19 protein-coding genes are annotated in these 25,915 nt (G+C 60.9%); 10 read left to right on the top strand and 9 right to left on the bottom strand.

What is annotated here, in order from left to right; all coding sequences use genetic code 11:
- The gene (locus ESZ00_RS10475) at positions 1 to 1,305 is read left to right on the top strand and encodes an efflux RND transporter periplasmic adaptor subunit (RefSeq protein WP_129208212.1); all 1,305 of its coding nucleotides are present in this window, start codon (positions 1 to 3) and stop codon (positions 1,303 to 1,305) included.
- Positions 1,305 to 4,382: an efflux RND transporter permease subunit gene (locus ESZ00_RS10470; protein WP_129208211.1), complete on the top strand. Its 3,078-nt coding sequence runs from the start codon at positions 1,305 to 1,307 to the stop codon at positions 4,380 to 4,382. The genes ESZ00_RS10475 and ESZ00_RS10470 overlap by 1 nt, the downstream gene beginning before the upstream one ends.
- 80 nt (positions 4,383 to 4,462) lie before the next feature.
- On the opposite strand, the gene ESZ00_RS10465 is transcribed toward ESZ00_RS10470, so the two are convergent.
- From ESZ00_RS10465 to ESZ00_RS10445, 5 genes are all read right to left on the bottom strand, one after another.
- On the bottom strand, positions 4,463 to 5,509 hold the full coding sequence (locus ESZ00_RS10465) for a YncE family protein (RefSeq protein WP_308419062.1): 1,047 nt from the start codon (positions 5,507 to 5,509) through the stop codon (positions 4,463 to 4,465).
- A 49-nt stretch (positions 5,510 to 5,558) separates the two neighbouring features.
- Positions 5,559 to 7,028: a sensor histidine kinase gene (locus tag ESZ00_RS10460; RefSeq protein ID WP_129208210.1), complete on the bottom strand. Its 1,470-nt coding sequence runs from the start codon at positions 7,026 to 7,028 to the stop codon at positions 5,559 to 5,561.
- Entirely contained in the window at positions 7,025 to 7,711 is a 687-nt protein-coding gene (locus ESZ00_RS10455; RefSeq protein WP_129208209.1) for a response regulator transcription factor, read from the bottom strand. Before ESZ00_RS10455 ends, ESZ00_RS10460 begins: the two co-directional genes overlap by 4 nt.
- 61 nt (positions 7,712 to 7,772) lie before the next feature.
- Entirely contained in the window at positions 7,773 to 8,654 is an 882-nt protein-coding gene (locus ESZ00_RS10450; RefSeq protein ID WP_129208208.1) for a hypothetical protein, read from the bottom strand.
- A gap of 75 nt (positions 8,655 to 8,729) precedes the next feature.
- Positions 8,730 to 10,049 carry a tetratricopeptide repeat protein gene (locus ESZ00_RS10445; RefSeq protein ID WP_129208207.1) on the bottom strand — a complete coding sequence of 440 codons (1,320 nt, stop codon included), beginning with the start codon at positions 10,047 to 10,049 and terminating at the stop codon, positions 8,730 to 8,732.
- A 453-nt stretch (positions 10,050 to 10,502) separates the two neighbouring features.
- Here ESZ00_RS10445 and ESZ00_RS10440 point away from each other — a divergent pair, with 453 nt between their 5' ends.
- Both ESZ00_RS10440 and smc read left to right on the top strand, forming a co-directional pair.
- Positions 10,503 to 11,243, top strand: a complete 741-nt coding sequence (locus ESZ00_RS10440) for an SDR family oxidoreductase (RefSeq protein WP_129208206.1) — start codon at positions 10,503 to 10,505, stop codon at positions 11,241 to 11,243.
- Positions 11,244 to 11,629: 386 nt separating this feature from the next.
- The gene (gene smc / locus ESZ00_RS10435) at positions 11,630 to 15,517 is read left to right on the top strand and encodes a chromosome segregation protein SMC (protein ID WP_129208205.1); all 3,888 of its coding nucleotides are present in this window, start codon (positions 11,630 to 11,632) and stop codon (positions 15,515 to 15,517) included.
- Between the two features lie 77 nt (positions 15,518 to 15,594).
- Here smc and ESZ00_RS10430 read toward each other — a convergent pair whose 3' ends face one another.
- Positions 15,595 to 16,023 carry a hypothetical protein gene (locus tag ESZ00_RS10430; protein ID WP_129208204.1) on the bottom strand — a complete coding sequence of 143 codons (429 nt, stop codon included), beginning with the start codon at positions 16,021 to 16,023 and terminating at the stop codon, positions 15,595 to 15,597.
- 126 nt (positions 16,024 to 16,149) lie between these two features.
- Positions 16,150 to 16,542 (bottom strand): hypothetical protein, encoded by a 393-nt coding sequence (locus ESZ00_RS10425; protein WP_129208203.1) that lies wholly within the window; start codon positions 16,540 to 16,542, stop codon positions 16,150 to 16,152.
- 276 nt (positions 16,543 to 16,818) lie between these two features.
- On the opposite strand from ESZ00_RS10425, the gene ESZ00_RS10420 reads away from it, so the two are divergent.
- The 5 genes from ESZ00_RS10420 (at position 16,819) to ESZ00_RS10400 (ending at position 21,421) form a co-directional block, all read left to right on the top strand.
- The gene (locus ESZ00_RS10420) at positions 16,819 to 17,712 is read left to right on the top strand and encodes a phosphoribosylaminoimidazolesuccinocarboxamide synthase (RefSeq protein WP_229741179.1); all 894 of its coding nucleotides are present in this window, start codon (positions 16,819 to 16,821) and stop codon (positions 17,710 to 17,712) included.
- Between the two features lie 12 nt (positions 17,713 to 17,724).
- Positions 17,725 to 18,261, top strand: a complete 537-nt coding sequence (locus ESZ00_RS10415) for a CvpA family protein (RefSeq protein ID WP_164981457.1) — start codon at positions 17,725 to 17,727, stop codon at positions 18,259 to 18,261.
- A 138-nt stretch (positions 18,262 to 18,399) separates the two neighbouring features.
- Positions 18,400 to 18,678, top strand: a complete 279-nt coding sequence (locus tag ESZ00_RS10410; protein WP_129208909.1) for a helix-turn-helix domain-containing protein — start codon at positions 18,400 to 18,402, stop codon at positions 18,676 to 18,678.
- A gap of 75 nt (positions 18,679 to 18,753) precedes the next feature.
- Positions 18,754 to 19,518 (top strand): HAD family hydrolase, encoded by a 765-nt coding sequence (locus ESZ00_RS10405; RefSeq protein WP_129208200.1) that lies wholly within the window; start codon positions 18,754 to 18,756, stop codon positions 19,516 to 19,518.
- Positions 19,519 to 19,531: 13 nt separating this feature from the next.
- Complete coding sequence (locus ESZ00_RS10400; RefSeq protein WP_129208199.1) at positions 19,532 to 21,421, top strand: hypothetical protein; 1,890 nt, start codon at positions 19,532 to 19,534, stop codon at positions 21,419 to 21,421.
- Between the two features lie 346 nt (positions 21,422 to 21,767).
- Here the strand turns inward: ESZ00_RS10400 and glgA are convergent, their stop codons facing one another.
- On the bottom strand, positions 21,768 to 23,225 hold the full coding sequence (gene glgA / locus ESZ00_RS10395) for a glycogen synthase GlgA (protein ID WP_129208198.1): 1,458 nt from the start codon (positions 23,223 to 23,225) through the stop codon (positions 21,768 to 21,770).
- 135 nt (positions 23,226 to 23,360) lie between these two features.
- Here glgA and rsmA point away from each other — a divergent pair, with 135 nt between their 5' ends.
- Positions 23,361 to 24,179: a 16S rRNA (adenine(1518)-N(6)/adenine(1519)-N(6))-dimethyltransferase RsmA gene (rsmA, locus tag ESZ00_RS10390; RefSeq protein WP_129208197.1), complete on the top strand. Its 819-nt coding sequence runs from the start codon at positions 23,361 to 23,363 to the stop codon at positions 24,177 to 24,179.
- A gap of 78 nt (positions 24,180 to 24,257) precedes the next feature.
- Here the strand turns inward: rsmA and ESZ00_RS10385 are convergent, their stop codons facing one another.
- Positions 24,258 to 25,745: a DUF6600 domain-containing protein gene (locus ESZ00_RS10385; RefSeq protein ID WP_164981456.1), complete on the bottom strand. Its 1,488-nt coding sequence runs from the start codon at positions 25,743 to 25,745 to the stop codon at positions 24,258 to 24,260.
- Positions 25,746 to 25,915 lie beyond the last annotated feature (170 nt).

Genomic DNA, 25,915 nt, shown 5'->3' with positions numbered 1-25,915 from the left:
ATGCCGAACGTCCTTCCTCTCGCCCTGAAGAGCCTTCGTCTTACTGCTCCGCTCACTGCCGCGCTCGCGCTTTCTTTCGTTATCGGCTGCACGAAGAAAGAAGCGGAGCCCGATGTCTCGGTCAGCGTGCAGGCTGCCCATCCCGAGCTTGGCTCCATCACGCAGCAGATCACCGCGGATGCGGTGCTCGCGCCTATCGCACAGGCCGCGATCTCACCCAAGATCACCGCGCCGGTGAAGAAGTTCTATGTCCAGCGCGGCTCGCGGGTGAAGACAGGACAGCTGCTCGCCACCCTTGAGAACAGCGACCTGGAAGCTGCCGCACTCGACAATCGCGGAGCCTACGACGCCGCGAAGGCAGCCTACGCTACCTCTACCAAGGCACAGATTCCTGAAGACTATCAGCGTGCGGAGCTCGACCTCGCGCAGGCCAAGGCGAATCTCGATCTGAACAAGTCCATTGTCACCGCGCGCAAGCAGCTCTTTGCCGAGGGCGCGATTCCCGGTCGCGATCTCGACACCGCAACCGCGGCCCTGGTGCAGGCGCAGGCTGCTTACGACACTGCCGACCAGCACTTCGAGTCGATGCAGAAGGTCAGCCGCGGCGCAGCCGTGCAATCCGCCGAGGGCCAGCTTGCCTCTGCGAAGGGTAAGTATCTTGGCGCCGAGGCGCAGGTCAGCTACTCCGAGCTGCGCAGCCCGATCGACGGCATTGTTACGGACCGGCCGCTCTTTGCCGGTGAGACCGCGGCCTCCGGTGCACCGCTCATCACGGTGATGGAGACGGCCAAGCTGCTCGCCAAGGTCCATCTTGCGCAGAGCCTCGCCCAGCAGATCAAAGTCGGCGACGATGCGACTGTGACCGTGCCCGGCCTCGATGATCCGGTGCAGGCAAAGGTTTCTCTGGTCAGCCCTGCGCTCGATCCCGGAAGCACGACGGTCGAAGTCTGGCTGACGCTCGCCAATCAAGACTCCTCGCTCAAAGTCGGCACGCCGGTCCACGTCGCGATTGCCGGTCACACGGTGAAGAACATCCTCTCCCTGCCTCTCTCCGCGTTACTTGTGAACGACAGCGGAAGCCACTACGTCATGGTTGTTGGCGCGGATGGCATCGCACATAAGCGCGCGGTCACAACCGGCATCCAGGACAATGCCGACGTCGAAATTCGCAGCGGCCTTACCGCCGCCGACAACGTCATCACCACCGGAGCCTACGGGCTTGATGACGGCACCAAGGTGACTGTCGGCGCCGCCAGCGATGACGATTCTGATGCGAAGCCCGCAGCCGGAAAAGAGGGCAAGTAATGGCCGAGCAGAACTCCTCTTCCTTCTGGCTTGCCCGCTCTACGCGCACCATCTTTTTCTTTGTCCTGGTGCTCACGATGGCCGGGGTGTACTTCGCCTTTCAGCTCCCCATCTCCGTCTTTCCAGAGACGAGCTTCCCGCGCGTCGTCATCGGCGTCGATAACGGCGTCATGCCTGTCGAGCAGATGCAGGTCACGATCACGCGGCCTATCGAAGATGCGGTCAACAGCGTTCCCGGCCTCGCCACCGTGCGCTCGAACACCAGCCGTGGATCGGCAGAAGTCAGTCTCTTCTTCGACTGGAATGTCGACATGTTCCGCACGCTGCAGCAGGTCGACGCTGCGCTCTCCAAGGTAGAACAGACTTTGCCCGCGACGGCAAAGATCACCACTAACCGCCTGACCTTTGCAACCTTCCCCATCCTCGGTTACAGCCTCACCTCGGACACGGTATCGCAGACTCGTCTCTGGGAGCTGGCTACCTACGATATCAAGCCGCCACTTAACCGGCTTCCCGGCGTAAGCACCGTCGTAGTGCAGGGCGGCAAGGTGCCGGAGTATCACATCATTCCGAACCTCGCGCGGCTTCAGACCGCCGGAATCACGATCTCGGATATTGTCAACGCGGTGCAGGCTTCCAACCTCATCGATTCGCCCGGTCTCTACGAAGAGAACCACATGCTCAACCTCGCGCTCGTCGGCGCGCAGGCACATAGCCTGGAAGAGCTTGGGCAGCTCGTCATCAAGACCACAGCCTCCGGTGCGCCTATCCGGGTCTCCGACATCGCGCGCGTGGAGGCGGCAACCATGCCCGCCTATACGGCTGTCACCGCAGATGGCAAGCCCGCCGTGCTCATCAACATCTCGCGCCAGTCGAGCGGCAACACGGTGGCTGTTGCGGATGCCGTCGCTGCCGAGATGGTGCAGCTTGAAAAGAATCTCCCCCCGGGCGTTACCGTCAAGCCGTTCTATGACCAGTCCCAGCTGGTCCGCGACAGCATCCGCAGCGTGCGCGATGCCATCCTTATCGGTCTTGTTCTGGCCTGCGGCATTCTTTTTCTCTTCCTGCGCGACTGGAGCAGCTCGCTGATCGCTGGCCTGGTGATTCCTGTCACCGTGGCAGTTACGATTCTCTTCCTCTGGATCACCGGCGAAAGTTTCAACCTGATGACGCTCGGCGGCCTTGCAGCGGCCATCGGCCTGGTCATCGACGACGCCATCGTTGTCGTCGAAAACATCGTCATGCATCGCGATTCCGGCGAAAACCGCGTCGATGCTGTTCGGAAAGCCATCCGAGAGATCACAAAGCCCCTCGTCTACTCGACTCTCACGCCGGTCGTCGTCTTTCTGCCGCTCATCTCTGTCAGCGGTGTTACCGGAAGCTTTTTCCGGGCCCTTGCCGTCGCGATGACGGTCGCACTCCTCACCTCACTGGTGCTCGCGCTTACCTGGACGCCGGGCCTCAGCCTCACACTCCTCCGGGAACGTCATACCAAACAGCCGGCCGGAGAAGCTCATCAGGCCGGGCGCCTTCTCACCCGCATCATGAGCGGCCATCGCCACCTGCTGCAGTTCTGCCTCGCCCGTCCGCTGGTTCTTGGCATTGCGTGCCTCGCGCTGGTTGGCGTCAGCTGGTTTGCTTACCAGAATCTCGGTTCCGATCTGCTGCCGGAAATGGATGAGGGCGGCTTTGTTCTGGACTACATCATGCCCGCGGGCAGTTCGCTTACCGAGACCAACCGTGTGCTCGATCACGTCGAGCGCATCCTTAGCGCTACACCGGAGGTAGAGAGCACTTCGCGGCGCACCGGATTGCAGATGGGTCTGGCCGCTGTCACCGAGGCCAACACCGGCGACTTCACCGTACGGCTCAAGGCCGATCGCGATCGCGGCATCGATGAAGTCATGAACGATGTGCGACAGAAGATTCGTTCGACCGAACCTGAGCTGGACGTGGAGTTCACACAGGTTCTGCAAGACATGATCGGCGATCTCTCGAACTCTCCGGAACCGATCCAGATCAAGCTCTACAACAACGATCAGACGCTGCTGAATCAGCTCGGTCCGCGCGTCGCCGACGCGATCGGCAAGATCCCTGGAGTCGTCGATGTCGAAAACGGTGTCGACAACACCATCAGTGGTCCGGCGACAAATTTCCGCATCCATCCCGAGGTTGCGGCCCGATCCGGCTTCACTCCGCAGGAGCTCGCTGTCGACGCCACCAGCATCCTTGATGGCGTGACCACGAGCGATCCGCTCATTGCCAACGGACGCCCGTACACCATTCGTATCCGTCTCGGTGACGAAACCCGCAGCTCGCTCGATGCGATCGAAAACACAGTCTTCAACAGCAGTTCAGGGCGCACGGCAACGCTCGGTGCCGTCGCGCAGGTCGAGCAGCTGCCGCCGCAAAATGAAATCCATCGCGAAAACCTGCAACAACTGATTACTGTCACCGGGCGGCTCGAAGGTTCAGACCTTGGAGGCACGATGCAGCAGGTGCAGAAGACGATTGCCAGCATGCACCTGCCGCCCAGCGTGCATGTGACATACGGCGGCACCTACGAGGAGCAGCAGAAGTCCTTCCATGACCTGGTCCGCGTCCTTGTGCTTGCCCTGGCCCTGGTCTTCGGTGTTCTGCTTGCGGAGTTCCGCAATTTCTCCGCGCCCATCGCCATCCTCACCTCGTCGGTGCTCTCTATCTCCGGCGTGGTAGCGGCCCTGCTCATCACCAACACCACCTTCAACGTGGCATCCTTCATGGGCCTCATCATGGTGATCGGTATTGTCGCTAAGAACGGCATCCTGCTGCTCGAGGCAGACGAGAACTACCGCGCAGAAGGTGGTACGGCGGAGGATGCCATGGTTCACGCGGCACAGCGCCGTCTGCGTCCCATCCTGATGACCGCTCTCGCTGCCGTCTGCGGCATGCTTCCCCTGGCCTTCGCACTCGGCTCGGGATCGCAGATGCTCCAGCCGCTGGCGATTGCCGTCATTGGCGGCCTGACAATCTCCATGCTGCTCAGCCTGATCGTCACCCCGGCGGTCTATTACCTGCTGACCCGTAACGCGCACTAAAGGATTTCGTCACAGTTACAGATACAAAACGGCCGGAACCCGTACTGGGCTCCGGCCGTTTTCTTCTGAAGTGCTGTGGACTATTCGCGTCCCACCACAATCACCGTAAAGCTTCCCGGAATGACGGGAGGACGGCGGTGCCCAGTCTGCCCCGGGACTGCCGCCGGCATGGGACCGAACTCTGCCGTGACCAGGTAGGCGCGCTTGGCTATCGGATCATAAGTCATGGTACGGGCGCCGTGCTGCGTCGGCAGCGTCTGGAGCACGCCATAGCTGTCACCCTTCGCATCGACCACCGTCAGCGTGCCATCTCCGTTCGAGCTGAAGGCCAACTCCAGCGTGGGATCGTAGCTGGCTGCATCCGGACCATCTCCGATTGCCGGCGTCGCCAGGACCTTACCGCTTTCGGTGTCCACGACCGCCATTTTCTTTCCGTCACAGACGGAGAAGAGGCGGTGATGCTCGATGTCGATGGCCATGCCCGAAGGCGAATCGCAGCCTGCCAGCGGCCACTCCGCCGTCACCTTCAACGTCTTTGCATCGATACGGACAACTTCGTTCTTATCCTCAATGTTGTCGTAAACGTTGCCCTTGCCGTCGGCCTGAGGAAACTCCGGCTTGCCCGGCAATGCCACGGTGCCGATGACTTTCTGCGAAGCCACGTCGATGACCGTCGCGTTCCTGCTGCGGCCATTGAAGGCCCACACCGTGTTGGTCGAAGGGTCGTAGGTGATGCCGTCCGGATTGGTCCCCGCAGGGATCTCGGCCACCTTTTCAAAGCTATGGCGATCGAAGACGACGACTTCATTCGCGCCGCCGTCGGAGATATAGCCGTACTTTCCATTCGCATCGAAGGCCACGCCGTGTGTGCCCTTCAGCCCGGTGATGGTATGGATGACCTTGCCGGTCTCGGTGCTCACGACCTCAACGGCAGGCCCATGCGTGATATAGAGCAGGTGAGCCGCAGAGTCGACCTTGAGGTAATCCCAGCCGCCCTCGCCGCCAATCTTCCAGTGGTCCACAATTTTGTAAGGGTTCTGCGCCAGGGCAACCGTGCTCAGTGAGCAGGCACCAAGCGCCATCGCGCCGACAGAAAGCCAGTGCAGGCGTCGAGACATACGGGGCATAGAATTGTTCCTCCTGATGTGGGGCAGATGCATATCCCCCCGGGATGCATCATGGCAGGCGATCCTGAAGGCCCGCTGAAGATACTTCCAGCTCTTTATGAATTTTAGGCAGCCATACTTCCACCGCGGTTCCCTTGCCCGTTTCGCTTCGAATCTCGATCCTGCCGCCGGCGCTTTCTGCGATGGCCTTGCAGATGGAGAGCCCCAGGCCTGTGCCGCCGGTGTGGCGGTCGCGCGAAGGATCGCCCCGGTAAAAGCGCTCGAAGACATGCGCCAGAACCTCAGCGGACATCCCTTCTCCTTCGTCGCTGACCGTCAGCAGCGTCCCTGCGCTGTCCTCACAGACCGTAACCCGCGTAACGGCATGCGACGGGCTGTGCTGCAGGGCATTCATCACCAGATTCGCCAGTAGCATGGTCGCATCCGCATGCACGAGCGGTACGAAGCTATCTTCTTCTGCCTTTGCTTCAAGCCGCTGGCCGCGCGCCAGTGCCACCGGCATGAACTCGTCCCGCACGGAAAAGATCACGGAGCGCAGGTTGCATTCCGCCACGCCGGTATCGGAAGATGACGCGCCTGCCTCATAACGGGCCAGCAGCAGCATTCTTAAAACGATCTCTTCCAGGCGCGAGCAATCCAGCTGGCAACGCTCCAGACCGGCTCGGTACTCCTCTACGTCACGCGGCCGCATGCTCAGCAACTGGAGCGACGACTTGATTACGGCAACCGCAGTCTTCAACTCATGAGCCGCATCGCTGGTAAAACGCCTCTGCTGCGCGAAGGCGTCTTCCAGCCTGGTCAGCGTCTGCTCCATGGCCAGCGCCAGAGGAGCCAGTTCCGCCATCGCGCGCGCCTGCTCCGAAGGATGGAAGCTCCACGCGGTTGCCGTCACCTTTGAGGCTTCGTCCGCGAGATCTCTCAGCGGGCTCAATCCCCTGCGCAGCAGCCACGCCATCAGCAGGCCAGTTACGGCCATGAGCGCAACGCTTGCGATGGCATAGAACTGCACGGCGCCCGCCACGGCGTGCCAGACATGATCGACCGGCGAGGCATAGATCACCGTGAGGTGATGCAGCGTGCCGCCGCCGCCCTTGTCGTTCGGGTCCACCCGCCGCGTGCCATGCAGCAGCAGACCGTGATAATGCCGGTGCCCGATCATCAGCTTTACGGGATGATCTTCCGGCTCTGCCATCTGGGCGTCCGTCGCGCCGCTCCAGTTCGTAGACCGGCCAAGGATGCGCCCTTTCTCATCGCGCACCTCGTACACATCGTCGCGCGGAAGCGACAGATCTCCCTGATTCAGGACTGTCCTGTCCAGAAATACGTTGTCTCCTGGATCTTCTGCGTCCTGCACTGCCCCGAGAATGGAGTCTGCATGCCCGCGCAGCAGCACGTCGAAGGCGCGGAAATGCGCATGCCGTTCATAGGCCCATGCCAGCCCTGTCACAGCCACTGCGGAGAGCAACTCCACGAGCAGCACTGTCGCCACCAGCCGTCGCGTAAGGGAGTAGCGCTTCATCCGACCTCACGCACGATGGCCAGCCGGTATCCCCGGCCGCGCAGCGTTTCGATGCTTGGGTGCGCCGCATCCGCGTCGAGCTTGCGGCGCAGATTCGACACATGGGCCTCGATCACATTGGAGTGGTGCTCCCAGTTGTAATCGTAGAGATGCTCCAGCAACTCCCGCTTCGAGACGATCACTCGCGGCCGATAGACCAGATACTCGAGAATGCGATACTCCATCGGCGACAAATCGATAGGACGGCCGCCGCGCGTCACCTGCTGCTCGAGGCTATGAATCTCGATGTCTCCAACCCGGATGGTCGGATGGGCCGCACCTTTGCCGCGCCGGATCTGCGCCTTGGCGCGCGCAATCAATTCGCCTAGATCAAACGGCTTGCTCAGGTAGTCATCCGCGCCGTCGTTCAACAGCCGGATGATCGAATCTTTTTCGGCGCGTGCCGTCAATACCAGCACGGGCGTCTTATCCCCCGCAGCGCGAATGCGCCGCAGGACACCGCCGCCATCGATGCGCGGCAGCATCAGATCCAGGATGACGAGATCGTAGCAGCGGTTTCCGGCCAGATCGACAGCGGTCTCTCCGTCTTCCGCCACATCCACGGCGTAGCCCGGCCCTTCGCGCAGCGCTGCTGCCACATTCTCCGCCAGACGCACTTCGTCTTCCACCAACAGGACCCGCATCTTTACAGCTTGCCAGAAGAAGCTTAATCCGCGCTGAATCTCCTGCGCGCCTCAGAACCCGTTACGGTGCCACATCAGGAATGCTCTTCCCCTGCGGCTGCTCGGTCGGCTGGATGAGTTTGCCGGCAGGGGCCGCAGTCGGCAGAAGATGGGCGGTGTAAGCCGCATGCGCCCTGGTCTTCACCTGCAAAATCTTTCCATTCCTGTCCATGCGGATATTCCAGACGCGATACGCCTCCGGCCCTTCGCGATCGGAAAAGATCAGCTCTCGTTTCAGGCGGATATCGTCGATTTGCAGGATAACTTCAGGCGCCAGAATCGTAGCGTTATCCAGGCTCGGTTCGATTGGAACGATCGGCCGGTTTCCAGTCAACTCGGCATAATCCAGCCCCAGTCCGAGCCAGGGAGCAGCGGCCCGTTGCTCCAGCGCGCGCCGGCGCTCCTCTTCCGGAAGCCATGTATCGAACAGCGCAAAGCTGCCCGGACTCTGGATGGACGGCAGGAAATCCCACGCATTGTGGTGGAGCACGGAGACAACACGCACCGGTCCGCCGCTGCGCGGCACGAGCACGGTAAACGCAGAGACCGCCCTGTCCGCGTGGATCAGGCGGTATTGCAGCAGCAGTGTATCCCCGCAGTGCAGACACAGGCTCTGCGAGACCATCCACTCTGGATTGCCGGAGGCTGCCGTGCCTTCGATGTTGTAACCGTGAATCGCCGCAGCCTGCGCGATATCCCGCGTGCGGGAGGACCAAAGCTCCCGGTCTTCCGGCGTCATCGCGTCAAGCGAGCGATGCTCGAGCGAAACGTATGCGCCGCAACCCTGGGTTGACGCGTCTGTCCCTTTTTCACACGGCCCTGGGCCATGCTCCTGGGCCGTGCCACGCAGGAATCCTGCACAGAGCAGGACCATCATCCAGAAAGGATAGCGAGCGCGTCTCATTGCATCCCACTCTACCATCGCCGCAAACAGGAACGGGCAGCCAGCTGGCTGCCCGTTTGTTTCCTGCGTTTCGCCTTACTTACCGGTGGTGCGATGCGTGTGGTGTACAGGAGCCTTTGCCGCGGGCTTGGGCTCGCCGTCCTTCAGGATGATCATTGCCGGATTCTTCGTGTACGAGTCGAAGGTACCGATCAGGGTCAGGTTCGAGCCAACCGCCGGAACTTCCTTGAGCGGCTCCTTCATGTTGATGGTGAAGTCGGCCTTCTGCGACTGCTTGGCGTCGTCGGAGACAGCCAGCTGCACCGAATCCGCCGTGGCCTGGACCACGACACCCGGAATCTGCGAGGTCTGGCCCTTCAGGGCGTTCCACACCTTGGCCGCATCGTCGTCATTACCATTGGCCAGGATGTACTCCTGATCGGCCAGAGCCAGCTTGCTGGGGTCAGGCGTGCTGACGATAGCCTGGTGCGCCAGATCGGCAGGCGACGGCGGCGGAGGCGCCGCTACGGGCTTGTAGGAGTCGGGCGGGAAGATGTTGTCGTGCGCCAGCTGCTTGATCGCATCGAAGCCTTCGAGCGTGTTCTGGCAGTTCGCGTCGTTCTGCGCGCAGTGGTACTTCTTGTACCAATACTCGGCGGCCTTCTCAGCATTGGACTTGTACGGCTCCTGCAGGTACTGCGCGGCGCGCGTCAGGTACCAGATCGCGTTGACCAGATCCTTCGGGTCCTGCTGAAGGTAGGCGTTACCGAGGTAGTAGGTATCGGCCAGCTCAAAACCCTGGGTGGTGCCTGCCGGGTCCTTGGTCGACTTCAGCTCGTTCGTGTAAGCATCGATGGCGTCCTTGTAGTCCTTCTTGGCCGTATCGTCGGCACCTTCGGTGCTGTAGAAGATCGGCGTCGCCACATCCTTGAGCTTCTGGTAGTCGGCATCGCTCATGTCCGAGGGCTTGGTTGCGGACAGCCCCTTCTGCGCATCGGCAGCGGCCTGGTCAAGCTTTGCCTGATCCCCGGCAGCCTGTGCCTTTTCCACGTAGACGATGAAGGTCAGCGCACGCAGGTTGGTCGGATCGACCTCGAGCAGCCGCTTGGAGGCATCAAAAGTTTTCGCCGTATCGCCGGTCGCCTGGTAGGCGCCTACGAGCTGCGCGAGCATTTCCTTCTTGACCACGCTGTTCGGATACTGCTGCAGGTAAGCTTCGATCGCAGCGGCTTTTGCGGCAGGAGTCGTCTGCCCAATCGCATTCGTATAAGCGTTGTATTCGGCTGGATCCTTAATGGTGATCGAGCTGGATTGGGACCCCGAAGCATCCTGTGCCAGCGCGACCGGCGTGGCGCTCATGGTGCAGAGGGTGCTGGTGGCAAACGCCAGCAAGGATGCAAAAACGACCTTCTTCATTCAACGCTCCTAAGGAATTTTCCTTATTAATTGCATTCGCGAGTGCGAGCCAAGTGCGGATAAAACGCGGAACCTGTCCGAACCAGACGGAATCCCGTCCATGCCATGCATCTACACTACAGCCACGTGGCTGGATTATAGAAACCAGTTCCTTTCCATGACAAGTAAGAGTTTCCTCAACGATTCCATTCCCCTCCCCGCTCTTCCTTTCAACCGCCCATCCCTTTGAGAACAGGATGAACAGCAGCCCGGAAGCAGATGGCACGAGGAGACGAAATTCGACTCGTCTTACGCCAGGCATTGAATTCCGTATTGGAAAAGAACTGTTCCAGCTACGGATTTTGCGAGATTTTCATCTCACTTACGCCCCTTGTGATGCGCGACTGCCGTGAAGCGTTGACCATGTCGCTTAGGGTACTCTTTCGTCATCACACTTCAGACACCATAGACACCATGACGACACCCGATTGTTCCCAAAATTTTCTTCCCCTTGCTTCGCAGATCGCGATTGTCACAGGAGCCGGCCGCGGCATCGGTGCCGCTGTCAGCCATCGCCTGGCGGCTCTTGGCGCAACCGTAGTCCTGACCTCGCGCACCGCCGGACAGCTGGAAGAGCTGGCAGAGGCTATTCGTGCTGCCGGCGGAAAGGCAGAAGCGCATGCCCTCGATCTGCGCAGCGAGGAATCCATCACGGCGCTTATGCAGGCCTTAAAGGAGCGTCACGGCCGCGTTGACATCCTTGTCAACAACGCCGGCATCGGCTCGCTCGGTCACCCGTTGCATGAGATGGATCCCGGCGCCTGGAACGACCTGATGGCCACCAACCTGCGCGGTCCCTACCTGATGATCCGGGCTTTTGCTCCCATGATGATCGCTGCCCGCAGGGGCCACATCCTCAACATCGCCTCGCTCGCCGGACACAATCCGCTCAAAAACGGGGCAGCCTACGCCGCCTCCAAGTGGGGCCTGAATGGCCTTACCTATTCGGTCGCCGAAGAGCTTCGCGACTATGGTGTCCGCGTCTCTGCCATCGCTCCGGGGTCCGTCAACACCTCCTTTGGCCACACCGAAGACGGCAGCTGGAAGATCCAGCCGGAGGACATTGCCGCCGCGGTCGAGCTTATCGTCACGCAGGCCGATAGCTCCTTTATCAGCGAGATCAAAGTCCGTCCGCTGCAAAAGAAGAAGTCCTGACCCTGCCTGGGAGTGCGCGGACTTGTTTTTCCAACATGGCCGCTTCCCTCTTGCCTCTTGCGGTTACCCGCCTGCTTTCCGCTTGCGACGCTCCGCCGTGCGTTCTACCCTGAAATCGTCTGGCGGGGTTCTCCTGCTTCTTTTTGACGAATGGCGGCTGTTTTTGGGTGGAATGCCCTGAAAGGCATCCTCTGCAGCCTCGAAATCTGCATTCGATGTCTAAAGGTTGAGTTTGGGACGCCTTATCCACAACATCTTGGGGTTGCCATGTTGACCCTGCCCCGGCTGACCGCTACATTCGACTCTGACCAGCTTGTTTTCAGGCCTGGTCCGGCGTATTTCGCCTGCATTTCGCCTCCCCTCAGCGAAGGAAGGAGTCAATTCCCATGCTGAAGCTGAAAAAGATCCAGATCCTGGGCTTCAAGTCATTCTGTGACCGTACCGAGGTCGCGCTCCCCGGATCCGGCATTGCCATCGTCGTCGGCCCCAATGGCTGCGGCAAGTCCAACATTCTCGATGGCCTCAGCTGGGTGCTGGGCGAACAGAGCGCCAAGACCCTGCGCGGCGGCAAGATGGAAGATGTCATCTTTGCGGGTACGCGCGACCGCAAGGCCCTCGGCATGGCCGAGGTCACCATCACCCTCATCGATCCGGAAGCCTATGTCGGCGGCCCGCTGCTCGACGAGCCGGAGATCGTGATCGAGGACGAGATGGAGGCCGACTGGGACGAGGAGAAGATCCGCGCCGAACGTGCCGCCGAAGTGGAAGAGATCATCGCCGAGGCCCAGCCCGGTCCGGTCGCCGTCGAAGGCGCGGCTCCAGCCGCGAACCCGTCCGCTGTGAATCCGTCTGTAGAGCAGCCCGAGGGTGAGCAGGCTGAAGCGTCGGTGGAAGGCGGCAGCCCCGTCGTTCTCAAGATCCGGCGCCGCAAGTTCCAGAAGACGCCGCAGAAGGGCGAAATCGTCGTCACGCGCCGGCTTTTCCGCACCGGAGACAGCGAATACCTGCTCAACGGCAAGCTCTGCCGCCTGCGCGACATTCAGGACATTTTTATGGGCACCGGCCTAGGGCCGGAGTCCTACGCAATCATCGGGCAGGAGCGCATCGGCCAGCTGCTCAGCTCGAAGCCGCACGACCGCCGCTCGATCATCGAAGAGGCCGCCGGCATCACCCGCTTCAAGACCAAGAAGCGCCTCGCCGAGCTGCGCCTCGAGCAGTCGAAACAGAACCTCTCGCGCGTCAACGATATCTTCGAAGAAATTACGCGGCAGATGGCCTCGCTGAAGCGCCAGGCCGCGAAGGCCGAGCGCTACGGCCAACTGCGCGACGAGATGCGCGCACGCCTGCGCGTGGTGCTCGCCAGCCGCATCTCGCAGCTCGACACCGAACAGGCTGCGGTGACCGAAGAGATCGGCACACTGACGACCAGCATCGACCAGCACTCTGCCGCGATCGAGGAGATGGACGCGCAGCACTCGACGCTTCGCGCCCGCGGCTACGAGATCGACACTGCCGCCAAGGAATCACAGACCAGCGCCAACCAGGCTGCGGTCGAGCTCGAACGCGCCGCTTCGCGCCACCATGCGAACGCAGAACGCATCATCGATCTCGATGCCCGCGCTACTGCCGGCGCTGCCGAGCTCGAACAGACGCGCGCACAGCTTGCGAACCTCACCGCCGAGCGCGATGCGCAGCGCAAGTTCCTCGACTCTGCGGCCTCCGAGGCGCAGGCGTTCAAGGAAGAGGCGCAGGTACGCCAGCAGCAGGCCCGTGAGGCACTCGCCGCTGTGTCGTCCGGCGAGCAGCGTGCCGAAAATGCCCGCCGCCAGGCCATGCAGCTGCTCTCGCAGGTCGGCAACATTCGCAACCAAGCCACGCAGGCCGAAGAGTCGCTTGCCTCGCTCGAGCGCGAAGCCGAACGCCTTGCCGGGGAGATGAACACGGCCCGCAAGGATCTGGAATCGCTCGGAGCCGAACGCGGACAGGCATCGCTCACCTTCGAATCCGTCACCGAACGCTTGAAGAATCTCGAAGCCGAGATTCAGACGCTTCGCGCGCAGATCAACGTGAAGCGCAGCGAAGAAGCCGAGGCCAAGCGCCGCGGCGATCAGCTGCGCGGCGAACGCGCCACGCTGGCCGGGCGTAAGAATTCGCTCGAATCGCTCATCCGAGAGCACAGCTACTCCACCGACACGGTCAAGAAGCTATTCCGCTCGCATGCGCTCGCCGGCGGTCTTAAGCCCGTGGGCACGCTGGCTGACTTTCTCGAAGTCAACGACCAGTACGAAAGCGTCGTCGACGAATTTCTGCGCGACGAGCTGAACTACATCGTGGTGAAGAGCTGGGATGCCGCGCACGAAGGCATGCGCCTGCTCAAGACCGACGTCGATGGCCGCGCGACCTTCCTCGTGCATCCCGAGGACTCGCAGGCCCGCTTCTCGTTTGCCGGCGACGACTCGCAGAATCGCCACGAACAGCATCAGGGCGTGGTGCCGCTCAAGAAGTGCATCCGCGTGCTGGACGGTTTCGGTCGCTCGCTTGAAGTGATCCTGCCCAAGCTGCGCGACGGTTATGTGACACCGGATTCCGAGACGGCTCGCTCGCTTGCGCTCGAGAACCCGCAGGCTTTCTTCCTCGCGCCTTCGGGCGAATGCTTCCACAACGTCACCGTGACCGGCGGCAAGCCGCGCAACGGCGGTCCGCTTACGCTGAAGCGCGAACTGCGTGAGACACAGGAGAAGCTGCAGAAGGTCGAGACGGAACTGGCGCAGACCGAGATGGCCGCGGCTACGTTTGCGAAAGAACTCTCGGAGATCAATCGCCAGCTCGAGATTCTGGGCGAAGAGCGCCGCGTGGCCGAGCGTGAGAGCGCGAACCAGTCGGCTGCTCTCCGGCAGCTAGAGTCGGAAGTCCAGCGCCTGGAACGCCGGCTGCAGGAGTGGGTTCTGCAGGGCGAGCGCAACAAGGATCAGCGCAACCAGAAGCAGACCTTCATCGAGCAGAAGCGCGAAGAGGCCAGCCGCATCGAGTCGCAGCACCTTGCCGCCGAAGCCGGCATCGAAGAACTACAGAAGACGCTCGAAAACCTGCGCCGTCAGCGTGAAGAGGCGCAGATGCAGGCTGCTCAGGTCTCGGCGGAGCTGGCCGGACTCGAAGAACGCCGCCGCGGCGCCGAAGCGAACTTCGCGCGCATCGACCGCATGTTCAACGACGTGCGCCAGCGTGTAGGCCAGATCGAGGCACAGCTTGTCGCAGCGCAGTCGGAGAAACAGCAGCGTGAGCGCGAGAATGAACAGCTCGCCGCCAGCCGCGAACAGCTTGCCGGCACGCGGGAGCAGGCACTCGCGGAGATTGCCCGCCTCACCGCCGAAGCCACGCAGCTGCGCGCCCAGGTGACCGAGATCGAGCAACAGCTCAAGAGCCTCCGTGCTGAGACCGATACCCTGCGCGAAACCCGCAGTGTCCGCAGTTCGCGCTCGGCAACGCTCACGGCCGAGCTCACGCACCTCGAAGAGACCTGCATGAACGATCTCGCCGTCGAAGCCTCGGTGCTGCGCGAGGACCAGGAGATCGTCCGCATCGACGGCGAGGCGCTGTCGACCGAAGACGAGGCCTGCCGCGGCCTGAAGCAGAAGCTCGAGGGCATGGGTCCGGTGAACATGATGGCTCTCGAGGAGTACCAGGAGACCTCACAGCGCCACGAGTTCCTCGAAACGCAGCGTAAGGACCTGCTCGACTCGATCGAGAACACCACGGCGACCATCCGCGAAATCGACCAGATCTCGCGCACCAAGTTCGACGAAGCCTTTGTGCGCATCAATGAGAACTTCAGTGCGACGTTCTCGAAGCTCTTCGGCGGCGGTCAGGCCTTCATGCGGCTTACGGATGAGGAGAACAGCGCGGACAGCGGCATCGATATCGTTTCGCAGCCGCCGGGCAAGAAGCTGCAAAATGTGCTGCTGCTCTCCGGTGGTGAGAAAGCGCTGACCGCTCTTTCGCTGCTGGTCGGCATCTTCCAGTACCAGCCGAGCCCCTTCTGCGTGCTGGACGAAGTCGATGCCCCGCTCGACGAAACCAACGTCGGCCGCCTCGCCGACATGCTGCGCGGCATGTCGAACGACACGCAGTTCGTCATCGTGACGCACTCCAAACGCATGATGACCGCTGCCGACATGATTTACGGCGTTACCATGCAAGAGCCGGGCGTCTCGAAGGTCGTCAGCGTGAAGCTCGGCGGCCAGCAAAACACCGGCGACCGGCGCGCTACCGCATAATCCTCGCGCTCTACCTCATGTGCGAGATGCGTTGATCTTATCGATCTACCTGAATGCCGAAGAAGGCGTTATGGCATTCAGGTGGATCTCAAGGTCAAACCATCTACCAGGATCAGTTGCCCGCCCGCATCTCTGAAAACTTCCGGCGTTAGCTTCTGCTCAACATGAGCATCACCGCCACAAATCGGACAGGCGTAGATTGCTTCAGGCGGCCTATAGCTCTCCTGGAAAAGCTGGAAACTTCTGCCCGGAGATGAAGGGCGGTGGTCTTCATAGCGCACAAAATCGATGGCGACCATATTGAGATCGAGTTTCTGCCTCACTCGCGCCGCAAAAAGGTGCTGCCCGCTGGAATAACCAGCGCGATATTCCTCGACAGTTGCCACCCCAAGTGCTACCGCGTCTGTATCCATCGATGTCGCTGCGACAAACCCGTCCGTGGCCATGTCGGTGTCACCGGAAAATTCAAATGATGGAAAAGTCACGGCGCAGGTGCTACACCGCATTCGCAATACCTTTCCTTCGACATACCTAGTCATGGTTCTTCGTCCGGTTTCTCGTCGCGCCGTATACCAGGCCGGCTGCGGTGTGGGTTCACCTGTAAGCTTGAAAGCGGGCGCTCGTATCGCCAACTAGAGAGTTCGATTCTCAGACCGTCGAGCCATTGCCCGCTCGATAAATACACGAATGGCGATGTGGTAATCCTGGCTTATCTCGGCGATGTAATTTTCCAGCAGCGTCGGCGTAGAGTGCAAAACTTGTGATACAAGAGCATCGAATGCTGGCTGGGTTACACGCTCGGCACCTGGAAGGAGGGATCTCTGAAGTACCGTGTGCGCTATGATTTCAAGCGCAGCGCGGCGGTATGGATCTGAAAGAAGAACGTTCAGATCAGCTCTCGCAATGTCGAATGAAAAGCTCGTACTGAAGAAGCCTGAATCAACCGGCAGCGAGTAGGTCAACTTGTCGGCCAATTCATCGACATGCGGCTCATACCCATCGCCTAATCGCCTGATCCCGGACATATCGATCTTCCCCCGTCAGCAGATTAAATTGACGCGGCATCTTCACCCAAAAGCGGGGTAGGCATGAAGCAGGCCGGGCGCTCTTGGGGAACACGCGGCCACCGTATTCTGCCGTTGCGTTCTCCGGATAACGCAACCTTGGCCCTGCATTTCTACCGTATCAAGACCGGTATCCTCTCCCCTCGAGAGCGCTCACGGCGCGTTGACAAAGCTCTTCCTGCGACTGAAAATCGAAGTTCAGTCTCATCGTCAGTCCCAACCAGGAAGGCTCTCCCGTTGCCCGCTCTTATCGAAACCGAGTTTGCCGATCTCGTCCTTCACGCGCGCGGAAAGGTGCGCGATCTTTATGCCGTTGGCGAGCATCTTCTACTTGTCGCCACCGATCGCATCTCCGCTTTCGATCACGTCCTCGGCACCGGCATCCCGGGCAAGGGCAAGGTGCTCACGCAGCTCTCGCTCTTCTGGTTCGACTTCCTCAAGGATGTCGTTCCGAATCACCTCATCACCGCCGATGTGAAGCAGTATCCGGCCGAGCTTCAGCCCTTTGCCGCGGAGCTCGGAGGCCGCTCCATGCTGGTGAAGCGGGCGCAGATGTTCCCGGTCGAGTGCGTGGTCCGCGGCTACCTCTCCGGCTCCGGCTGGAAGGACTACCAGGCCACCGGCGCCGTCTGCGGCATTCCGCTGCCTGCCGGCCTGCGCGAGAGCGACCGGTTACCCGAGCCGATCTTCACTCCCGCGACCAAGAGCCTGGACGGCGAGCACGATATCAACATCAGCTTCGACGAGATGGTGGCGCGCGTGGGCGCGGCCAAGTCCGAGAAGCTGCGCAGCCTCACGCTCGCGATCTACACCAAGGCTTCGGCTTACGCGGAAGAGCGCGGCCTCATCCTGGCCGACACCAAGTTCGAGTTCGGCACCACCGCGGAAGGTATTATCCTGGCGGACGAAGTGCTCACGCCGGACTCCTCGCGTTTCTGGCCGCAGGACCAGTACAAGCCGGGCGGCGCGCAGCCTTCGTTCGACAAGCAGTTCGTACGCGACTATCTCGAGAGCATCCGCTGGAACAAGCAGGCCCCTGCGCCGTCGCTGCCGGAGGATGTGGTCAAGCGTACGCAGGAGAAGTATCTCGAGGCCTACCGGCTGCTTACCGGCAAGTCACTTTCTCTTTAAAACGGGATGTTCATGGCGCTGATCGACTGGGTCATTGTCGTTATCCTTGTTGTTTCGATCCTGTCGGCAGCCAAGAAGGGTTTTTTTCTTGAAGTCTTCTCGCTCGCGGGTGTGATTCTGGGATTGCTCCTCGCGAGCTGGAATTATCAGAAGCTGGTTCCCTGGTTCGGGCGCTGGATCAACAACGCCGTAGCCGATCAGGCTCTCAGTTTTCTGGCCATTGCCCTGGGGGTGATGATTGCCGCTGGACTCATCGGCCGCCTCATCCGCTGGTCAGTGCATTCGGTAGGATTGGGCTGGGCAGACCGGCTGGTCGGCGCAGTCTTTGGATTGGTGAAAGGGTGCGCTCTGATTACGGTTGCGGTGCTGGCGGTTGCCGCGTTCCTGCCTCAGGCCACGTGGTTTCGTGAGTCGCGTCTCATTCCGTATTTCCTGAGCGCGGCCCACCAGGCATCGATCGTGACGCCCACGGAGTTCGGCGAGCGCATTCGCCAAGGGGTGACGATTCTCCGCCATGCGCAGCCGTCCTGGATTCGGCCTTCGGCTTAGGATCAGGTCTACGGCGCAAGTTTTGCCTTTGCAGAAAAGGCAGCAGGTTGCACACTCACAGAACAGCGTGAGTGGGTTGGAATGATGAAGCGCACCAGGGCGATCAGCGCCCTGCAAGGCGAAAGAAAGAGGTTGAATGTGAAGCGTGAACTGGAAAACCTTGTGACACAGATGCATGCCGGGGGTATTACCTATGACGAAGCCGTGCGCGAATTCAAGCGGCGCTTCCTCATCGAGGTCCTCGCACATCACAAGGGCAACCAGTGCAAGGCGGCCAAGGAGCTTGGCATGCACCGCAACACGCTGAGCCGCACCATCGCCGAGCTTGACATCAACCCTGCCGAAATCCGTCTCGGCCTCAAGCGGCCGCCGCGCAGCGAGCGCCCCATGCTGGAAAGCCGTCAGGTTGCCCGCTGAACTGTTCTCCCAGGAAGAGGCCTGCGCCGATTTCCTGTGCTCTCCTGCTTTAATCTGGAAGCAAGGATCTTTTCAGTGACTCTTCCCTCCACGCAGCAGCCTCTCGCCGCGACGACGCAAACTGACGATCGCGTTCATATTCAGCCCGGCTTTCTCTGGGACCAGCAGGCCGCCTATCTCTTTGATATCGACGGCACCCTGCTGCGCTGCCGCGACCGCATTCATGTCGGCTCCTTCTTTTCCGGCGTCCGCGCAGTCATGGGACAGGAACTGGTGCTCGATGGCGTCATCCTGAGCGGCAATACCGATCCCGGCATCCTCCACGATGCATTTCGCCTCGCCAAGCTTGAAGAACACCTCTGGCAGCCGCATCTGGAAGCCATCCTCGAAAACATGCGCGTCGAAGTGGCCAGCCGCCGCCACGAGATGCAGATTGCCATGATGCCCGGTGTCGAAGACACGCTCGCTCACCTCCAGAAGAAGGGTGCAGCGCTCGGTGTCGCGACCGGCAATCTCGAAGCGATCGGCTGGCTCAAAATCGAGTTCCTCGGCCTGCGGCACTGGTTCACCTTCGGCGGCTTCAGTGACAACTTCGCTCTCCGCGCCGATATGATCGCGCACGCCGCAAAGCTCGCCCGTGAGCATTCCGGCCCCGAAGCTACCGTCTGCGTCGTCGGGGATACGCCTTCCGACATCTCGGCGGCACGCGCCAACGGCCTGCCCACCATTGCCGTGGCTACAGGCAGCTTCAGTTTTGACGATCTGATGCAATATGAGCCCGAGGTCTGCGCGACCTCGCTCTCTGCTCTGCTGCGTGTGACCTCGAAGGCCTCCGCTTAAGCTGGTTAATCCATTGTCTTTTCACCGCCAATCCGCTCTCGTTCTTGCGTTGCTGAGCTCTTCTTTGCTCTGCTCCGCGCAGGACACCGCGCCTGCTGCGCAGAAGCCGGCGGCATCGCAGCATCGGCCTTCGGCGCATGACCGCGCCGAGGCGGAAAAGCACTATCTCGCGGGCGCAAAGGCCGTCGAGCAGGAGAACCTGCATAAGGCCGAGGATGAGTTCTCCCGCGCCCTCAAGCTCGACCCCGCCAACCAGCGCTACCAGACCGCGCACGAGATCACTATCCAGAATGAGGTCACGGAGCTGATTCAGGCCGCGGAGAAGGCGAAGATACTCGATCATCTCGACGAGGCCAATGCCGATCTGCGTCAGGCCTTCCGCCTCGATCCACGCAATCCCATGCTGGTGCAGCATCTCGACGACATTACGCGCGCCGCGGCGCCTGATCCGGTCGCACTCTATCCCGAAGACACTACGCTCGCGCCACCCGTTGTCTTTGCACCTGCAGACAAGAAGCAGAGCTTTCACCTGCGCACCACCGGCCAGGAACTCCTCCGCCAGGTGCTCACTGCATATGGCATCACTCCGACCTTCGACAGCTCGGTCAAGAATCTCCCCGTGCGCTTCGACGCCGATGACATCAACTTTGAGCAGGCGCGGCAGATGGTAAACCTGGTCACCAACACCTTCCTGGTGCCGCTCGATCCTCACCGCGCGCTGGTAGCCGCCGACACCAAGGACAACCGCGCCCAATTCGAGCGGCTGGCCCTTGAAAACATCTACTTCCCCGGTTTCGATGAGAAGGAAACGAACGAGGTCGTGTCGATGGTCAAGGCCATCTTCGATCCGAATCAGGTGCATGTACAGCTGGTTCCGGGCTCCTCGGCCATCAATGTGCGTGCTCCCGCCACGCAGATGAAGGCCCTCAACCAGACCATCTCCGGACTGCTCGACGGGAAGAGCGAGGTGGTGCTCGACGTCCGTCTGTACCAGATCGCGAAGACGCGGACGCAGAACATTGGTCTTCAGCTACCGACACAGACCACTGTTTTCAATATCCCGACCCAGCTCAATTCTGTTTTGCAGAACAACTCGAGCCTGGTGCAGGAGATCATCTCGAGCGGCCTGGCCAGCGCCGGCGACTATGCGGCCATTGCCGCCATTCTCATCGCCTCGGGCGAGGTGACGGGCTCAGTGCTCAACCAGCCTTTCGCTTACTTCGGCGGCGGCGACACGCTCACCGGCATCGCGCCGGGCAGCATTACCGCCAACCTTGCGCTGAACTCCTCCGATACACGCATTCTGGATCATGTACAGATCCGGGCCGGCGACCTGGAGGACGCGACGCTCAAGAGCGGCACCCGCTACCCGATCATCACCTCGTCCTATTCGAGCCTCTCCGGCTCCACGACCAGCATAGCCGGCCTTTCGACCGCTGGCGTATCGAGCACGCTGGCCAGCCTCGGGCTCAGCGCTTCCTCGCTCACCTCGACGAGCGAGACGATTCCGCAGGTGCAATATGAGGATATCGGCCTGACGCTGAAGATAAAGCCACACATTCAGAAAGATAGCGATGTCACTCTGGATATTGACTTTACAATCAGCTCACTGGCCGGCCAGACGCTCAACGACATTCCTGTTCTCGACAACCAGGAATACAAGGCGATCACCACGCTCAAGCCGGGAGCTACGGCCATGGTCGTGAGCAGCCTGAGCAAACAGCAATCCAAGGCCGTCAGCGGCCTTCCCGGGCTGAGCGAGTTGCCTGGGATGGGAAACACGACGAATCAAGATGTCCAGCTTGATATCACGAACCTTCTCATCGTGATGACGCCGCACGTCGTGCGCATCGCGCACCGGGAAGAAGCCGGAAAGATGCTCTTCCTACCCGTGCACGAGTAACTGCTGCGCGCAGGGCGAATCTGCCTTCGGCACCCGCTCCCTTTGGTCGCGAGTTGGGATGTGGCAGGACTAAACAAAACAGCTGGTCCCTCCACTCCGCTCGGGATGACAATTTGCGTCAGGGATATATGTGAATACGACCTAGGTTGTATCCACCTATAGCTGGTCTGAGACTAAAGAACATACCCATATCGTTGTCATCCCGACCGGAGCGTAGCGCAGTGGAGGGACCTGCGGTTTTGCCGGTACAGGGAGAACCGCAGGTTTCTCCACTCCGCAGGACGGTGAAACTGTCCTGCTCCGGTCGAAATGACAGCCTTTTACGATCGCTCTATGGGGATATGATCTAGCTCCGCCGGCGCGCGACCTCTTCGTAGAGCGCGGCGTATTCCTTGGCGGGCTCGGACCAGGAATAATCCTGCTTCATGCCGTTCTGCATGAGCTTCGTCCATGCTTTTTTGTCGGAGCGGAAGAGCCCGAGAGCCCGTTCGATTGCGGCATAGAACTCATTCGCATCGTAGTGCGGGAACTTGAAACCTGTTCCCTCACCCGTTTCGCCATTCCACTCGGCAACCGTGTCTTCCAGACCGCCGGTGGCATGCACCACCGGCACCGTTCCGTACTTCAGGCTGTAAATCTGATTCAGGCCGCAAGGCTCATAGCGTGACGGCATCAGGAAAATATCCGCACCCGCCTCGACCTTGTGCGCAAGCGCATCGTCGTAGGCGATCTTCACCGACATTTTTGCGGCGTACTGCTCCTGCAGGGAGCGGAAGAGATTTTCGTAATACGGCTCGCCGGTACCGAGCACAACGAGGTAGACATCCTCGTTCAAGAGGCGGTGCGCAATCTGCGCAATCAGATCGAAGCCCTTCTGCGTCGCAAACCGTGAAACGATGCCCAGCACCGCTGTCTCCGCGCTGACGTGCGAGGCGCCGAAGGCATGGAGCAGGTCCTTTCTGCACGCAGACTTCCCCTCCAGCCTGTCCGGTGTGTAGTGAGCCGCGATGTTGTGATCCGTAGCCGGGTTCCACTTGGTGTAATCCACGCCGTTCAGAATGCCGTGCAGATCCGCGGCGCGCTTGCGCAGCGTGCTATCGAGGCCATAGCCGAACTCGGGGGTCTGGATTTCCTTCGCGTAGGTCGGGCTCACCGTCGTCAGCGCATCGGAGTACACCATTCCACCCTTCAGGAAATTGAAGGTGTCATACTGCTCGACACGATCCATGGTGAAGAGATCCCATGGCAGCAGCAGCCGTTCGGTGGTCTGCGGCGGAAACCATCCCTGGTAGCCGGCGTTGTGAATGGTCAGAATCGCGCCTGCGTTCCGCAGCGCCGGATCGAAGTAGTACACCGACCGCAGATACACCGGGATCATCGCTGTCTGCCAATCGTGAACATGGAAAATATCCGGCACGCCGAGCTGCTTCGATGCCTCGAGCACTGTTCGGCTGAAGAGTCCGAACCGCTCCCAGTTATCGAGATAATCGCCGCTCTGCGTCGCATAGAGCGATTCGCGATCGAAGAGCTCGGGGCAATCCACGAAGTAAAACTGCACTCCATCCCGCTTGCCGCCATCGAGCACCGAGACGAAACGGTTGTAGTACGTGAACGGGATCGTGAGGCTGGCGATCACCGGCTTCTTCTCCGGAGACTTCTCCCGTACCTGGCGGTAATACGGCAGGTACACCGTGGCCTGATGGCCGAGCCTGGCGATCTCCGCGGGCAAGGCGCCCATCACGTCGGCGAGACCGCCGGTTTTCACAAAAGGAACGCATTCCGAGGCGGCAAAAACAATGTGCATTGTGCGCTGACTCCGTACTCGTCTATATGATGCAAAGATGGCAGTTACGTCGCATCCGGCCGCGAGCATCCGGCCGCTTGAACCACAGTCCAAAGCAAGTCTATACGCCTTACCCGGTCTCAGGGGGAAGAAGGCATGAGCCGCTCAGGAACTCGTCCCGGACCACGCTCGAAGCCAAAGCTTGGGCAGAACTTCCTTATCGATCCGCATGCCTCACTCGCCATTGCCGACGCATTGGGCGATCTTTCGCAACGCACTGTCGTCGAGATCGGACCCGGCGCCGGCGCCATTACCGAGCTGCTCCTTCCGCGCGCACAGCGCCTGATTGCGATCGAGCTCGACCGCGTTCTTGCGCAGCGGCTCACCGAGCAGCATGCCTCCACGCCTTCGTTCGAAGTGATCTCTGCCGACGTGCTCAGCGTTAATCTGCATGATCTGCGCGCCGATGGGCCTCCGCTTCTGATCATCGGAAACTTGCCCTACTACATCACCTCGGACATCCTGCTCCACCTGTTCCGCTTTCATGCGGATGTGGACCGCGCCGTCATCATGGTGCAGCGGGAGGTTGCCGATCGTGTTGCCGCGCATCCCGGCACGCGCGACTATGGCGTTCTCTCGGCTACCGCGCAGCTCTACGCGCGCGTCGAACGCATTCTCACCCTGCCACCGGAGGCGTTCATGCCGCCGCCGGATGTGCACTCTTCAGTCCTGCGCCTCACCATGCAGCCGCAATTCGCAGCCCTCGGGGTCGAGCCCGATGCGTTTCTCGGCTTCGTCAAGAAGGCCTTTGCCCAGAAGCGCAAAACCCTGGCCAGCAATCTACGCGCCGCAGGGCTGGCATCCGACATAGCGCAACAGGCATTGGAAGCAGCGGGCATCCCTGCGATGGCTCGCGCCGAAGAGCTAGATCTTGCTACGATGGCCCGCCTCTGGAAACAGCTGGAGTCTCGATAGGCATCGAGAGCCCGCATTCCGACCAAGCAAAAGCCGGTTCTTGTGAGAACCGGCTTTTGCTTTGCGGCTTGTTCTGCCCTAGTGAGGACGACCTCCGCCTGGGCTGCCACCTGCTGGAGCCGAGGCCGGAGCGGAGAAATGCGGCGCCGCAGGAGCAGAGGAAAAGTGCGATTCCGAAGCTCCGGAGCCTGCAAATCGCGCTCCGCTCGAAGGCGGCACATAACCGCCACGGCTGCCGGTGTAGGCGGTCCGGCTCTGGTTGCTGAAGCCGAAGCTGCCTGGAATCACGCCGCTCCGATTATTGCCCACACTCAGGTACGTCGGGTTGGTCCGGACGAGAGAATTCGTGAAGCTTTCTCCGAGCGGACCCGACTGCTGCGGATGCACGCTTGCCTGCTCCGCATGGACGGCATTGCCGTTAAAGTTGAAGGCACGCGCCGTCGGCTTCGCCTGTCCCGCTGTCCGGAACTGGTTTAGCGCCTGCGGTGTACGATTCACCGCAACCAGCGGTTCAGGATGCTTGCCAGGTCCATGCGGCGGCAGCCCGTGACCGGGGTTCGTCGGCCGGATCGGCAGCTTGTACCCCGGAGGCGTCCGCCATACGGTCGCATAGGGATACCAGCCCACGCCTACGCTGCCCCATCCGCAGTTTCCCGGGAACCACATCCAGCCAAAGCTGTCGAAGTAATCCCAGGCGCCACAGTGATAAGGCCACCAACCCCAGGAATAGCCGGAGATCCAGGTATAGCCGACACCCGAGTAGTAACCCCAGGCGCCTACGCCGAAGGGATCCCAGCTGGCGTCCACTCCTGCCGGAGCCCATCCCTGCCCGTAACCCGGCACGTCATACCAGTCGCCGTAGTAATCGAGATCATTCCAGGCCGGGTCATCCGGATTTCCGGAACCAGCCCGCGCGGTGGTGGCGTTCTGATCGAGCATCGCCAAAGCCTGATCGCGGTCGCTGTTCCACTGGTCCCAGCTGTCCGAATCGATGCTCGGCACCAGGTCATATTGTGAGGAGTTGGCCGCGGCGAACTTCACCGTCTGGTTGGTGTGTACGTCGATGCTTCCGTTCGCGCTGTCGACTGCCTTCACGGTGCCATGCATCACGGCAACTTCAGGATTCTGGTCGAGATTCACGCGGAAGACGCTGCTATCGGCAGGCGTCAGCGTCTCGCCACCCAGATGGACCGTGTACTGCCCCGCCTGCCCATTGAGCTCGTAATAGGTCAGGCCGCCGTCCGCGGTGATCGCGGTGACTGTGTGCCCGTCGGCATCGCGCCGCAGCTCCGTCAGTGTCAAGGCGCTGTTCGGCGTCACGCGGACGACCGAACCATCTTCAAACTGGATTTCTACCCGGCCGTCGTCTCCGGTATGCAGCCGCATCCCCTGCATGACCGGCATATTCTGCTGCGCCTGATCGAAGTCTGACTGCCCGTCAGAGGAGATCTGGACCTTGCCCTCGACATCGCTGAGCCGTACCGCGCGGACAGCGCTCCCTGTCACAGGCGTCTGTACCGTCGAGTCCGCAGGCGGCGGAGGCACGGAGTCCTGATCCTGTGCCAAGGCAACGGCACCGGAGAACAGTACGGAAAGAACCAGACCTGAAAAAATTCCTCGAATCGGCAGCCAACGCTTCAATGCTTGATTTCCCAGGTGCCCCATAGACACCTCCTTTTAGCCGGCGCACAGCGCGCCCAACCCTGTGTCCAACCTCTGCAAAACCCCGAAACTCG

This window comes from Silvibacterium dinghuense (assembly GCF_004123295.1).
Classification (GTDB): domain Bacteria; phylum Acidobacteriota; class Terriglobia; order Terriglobales; family Acidobacteriaceae; genus Silvibacterium; species Silvibacterium dinghuense.
The sequence above is the reverse complement of the archived record's forward strand: the minus strand, read 5'-3'. Positions and strand labels throughout refer to the sequence as shown.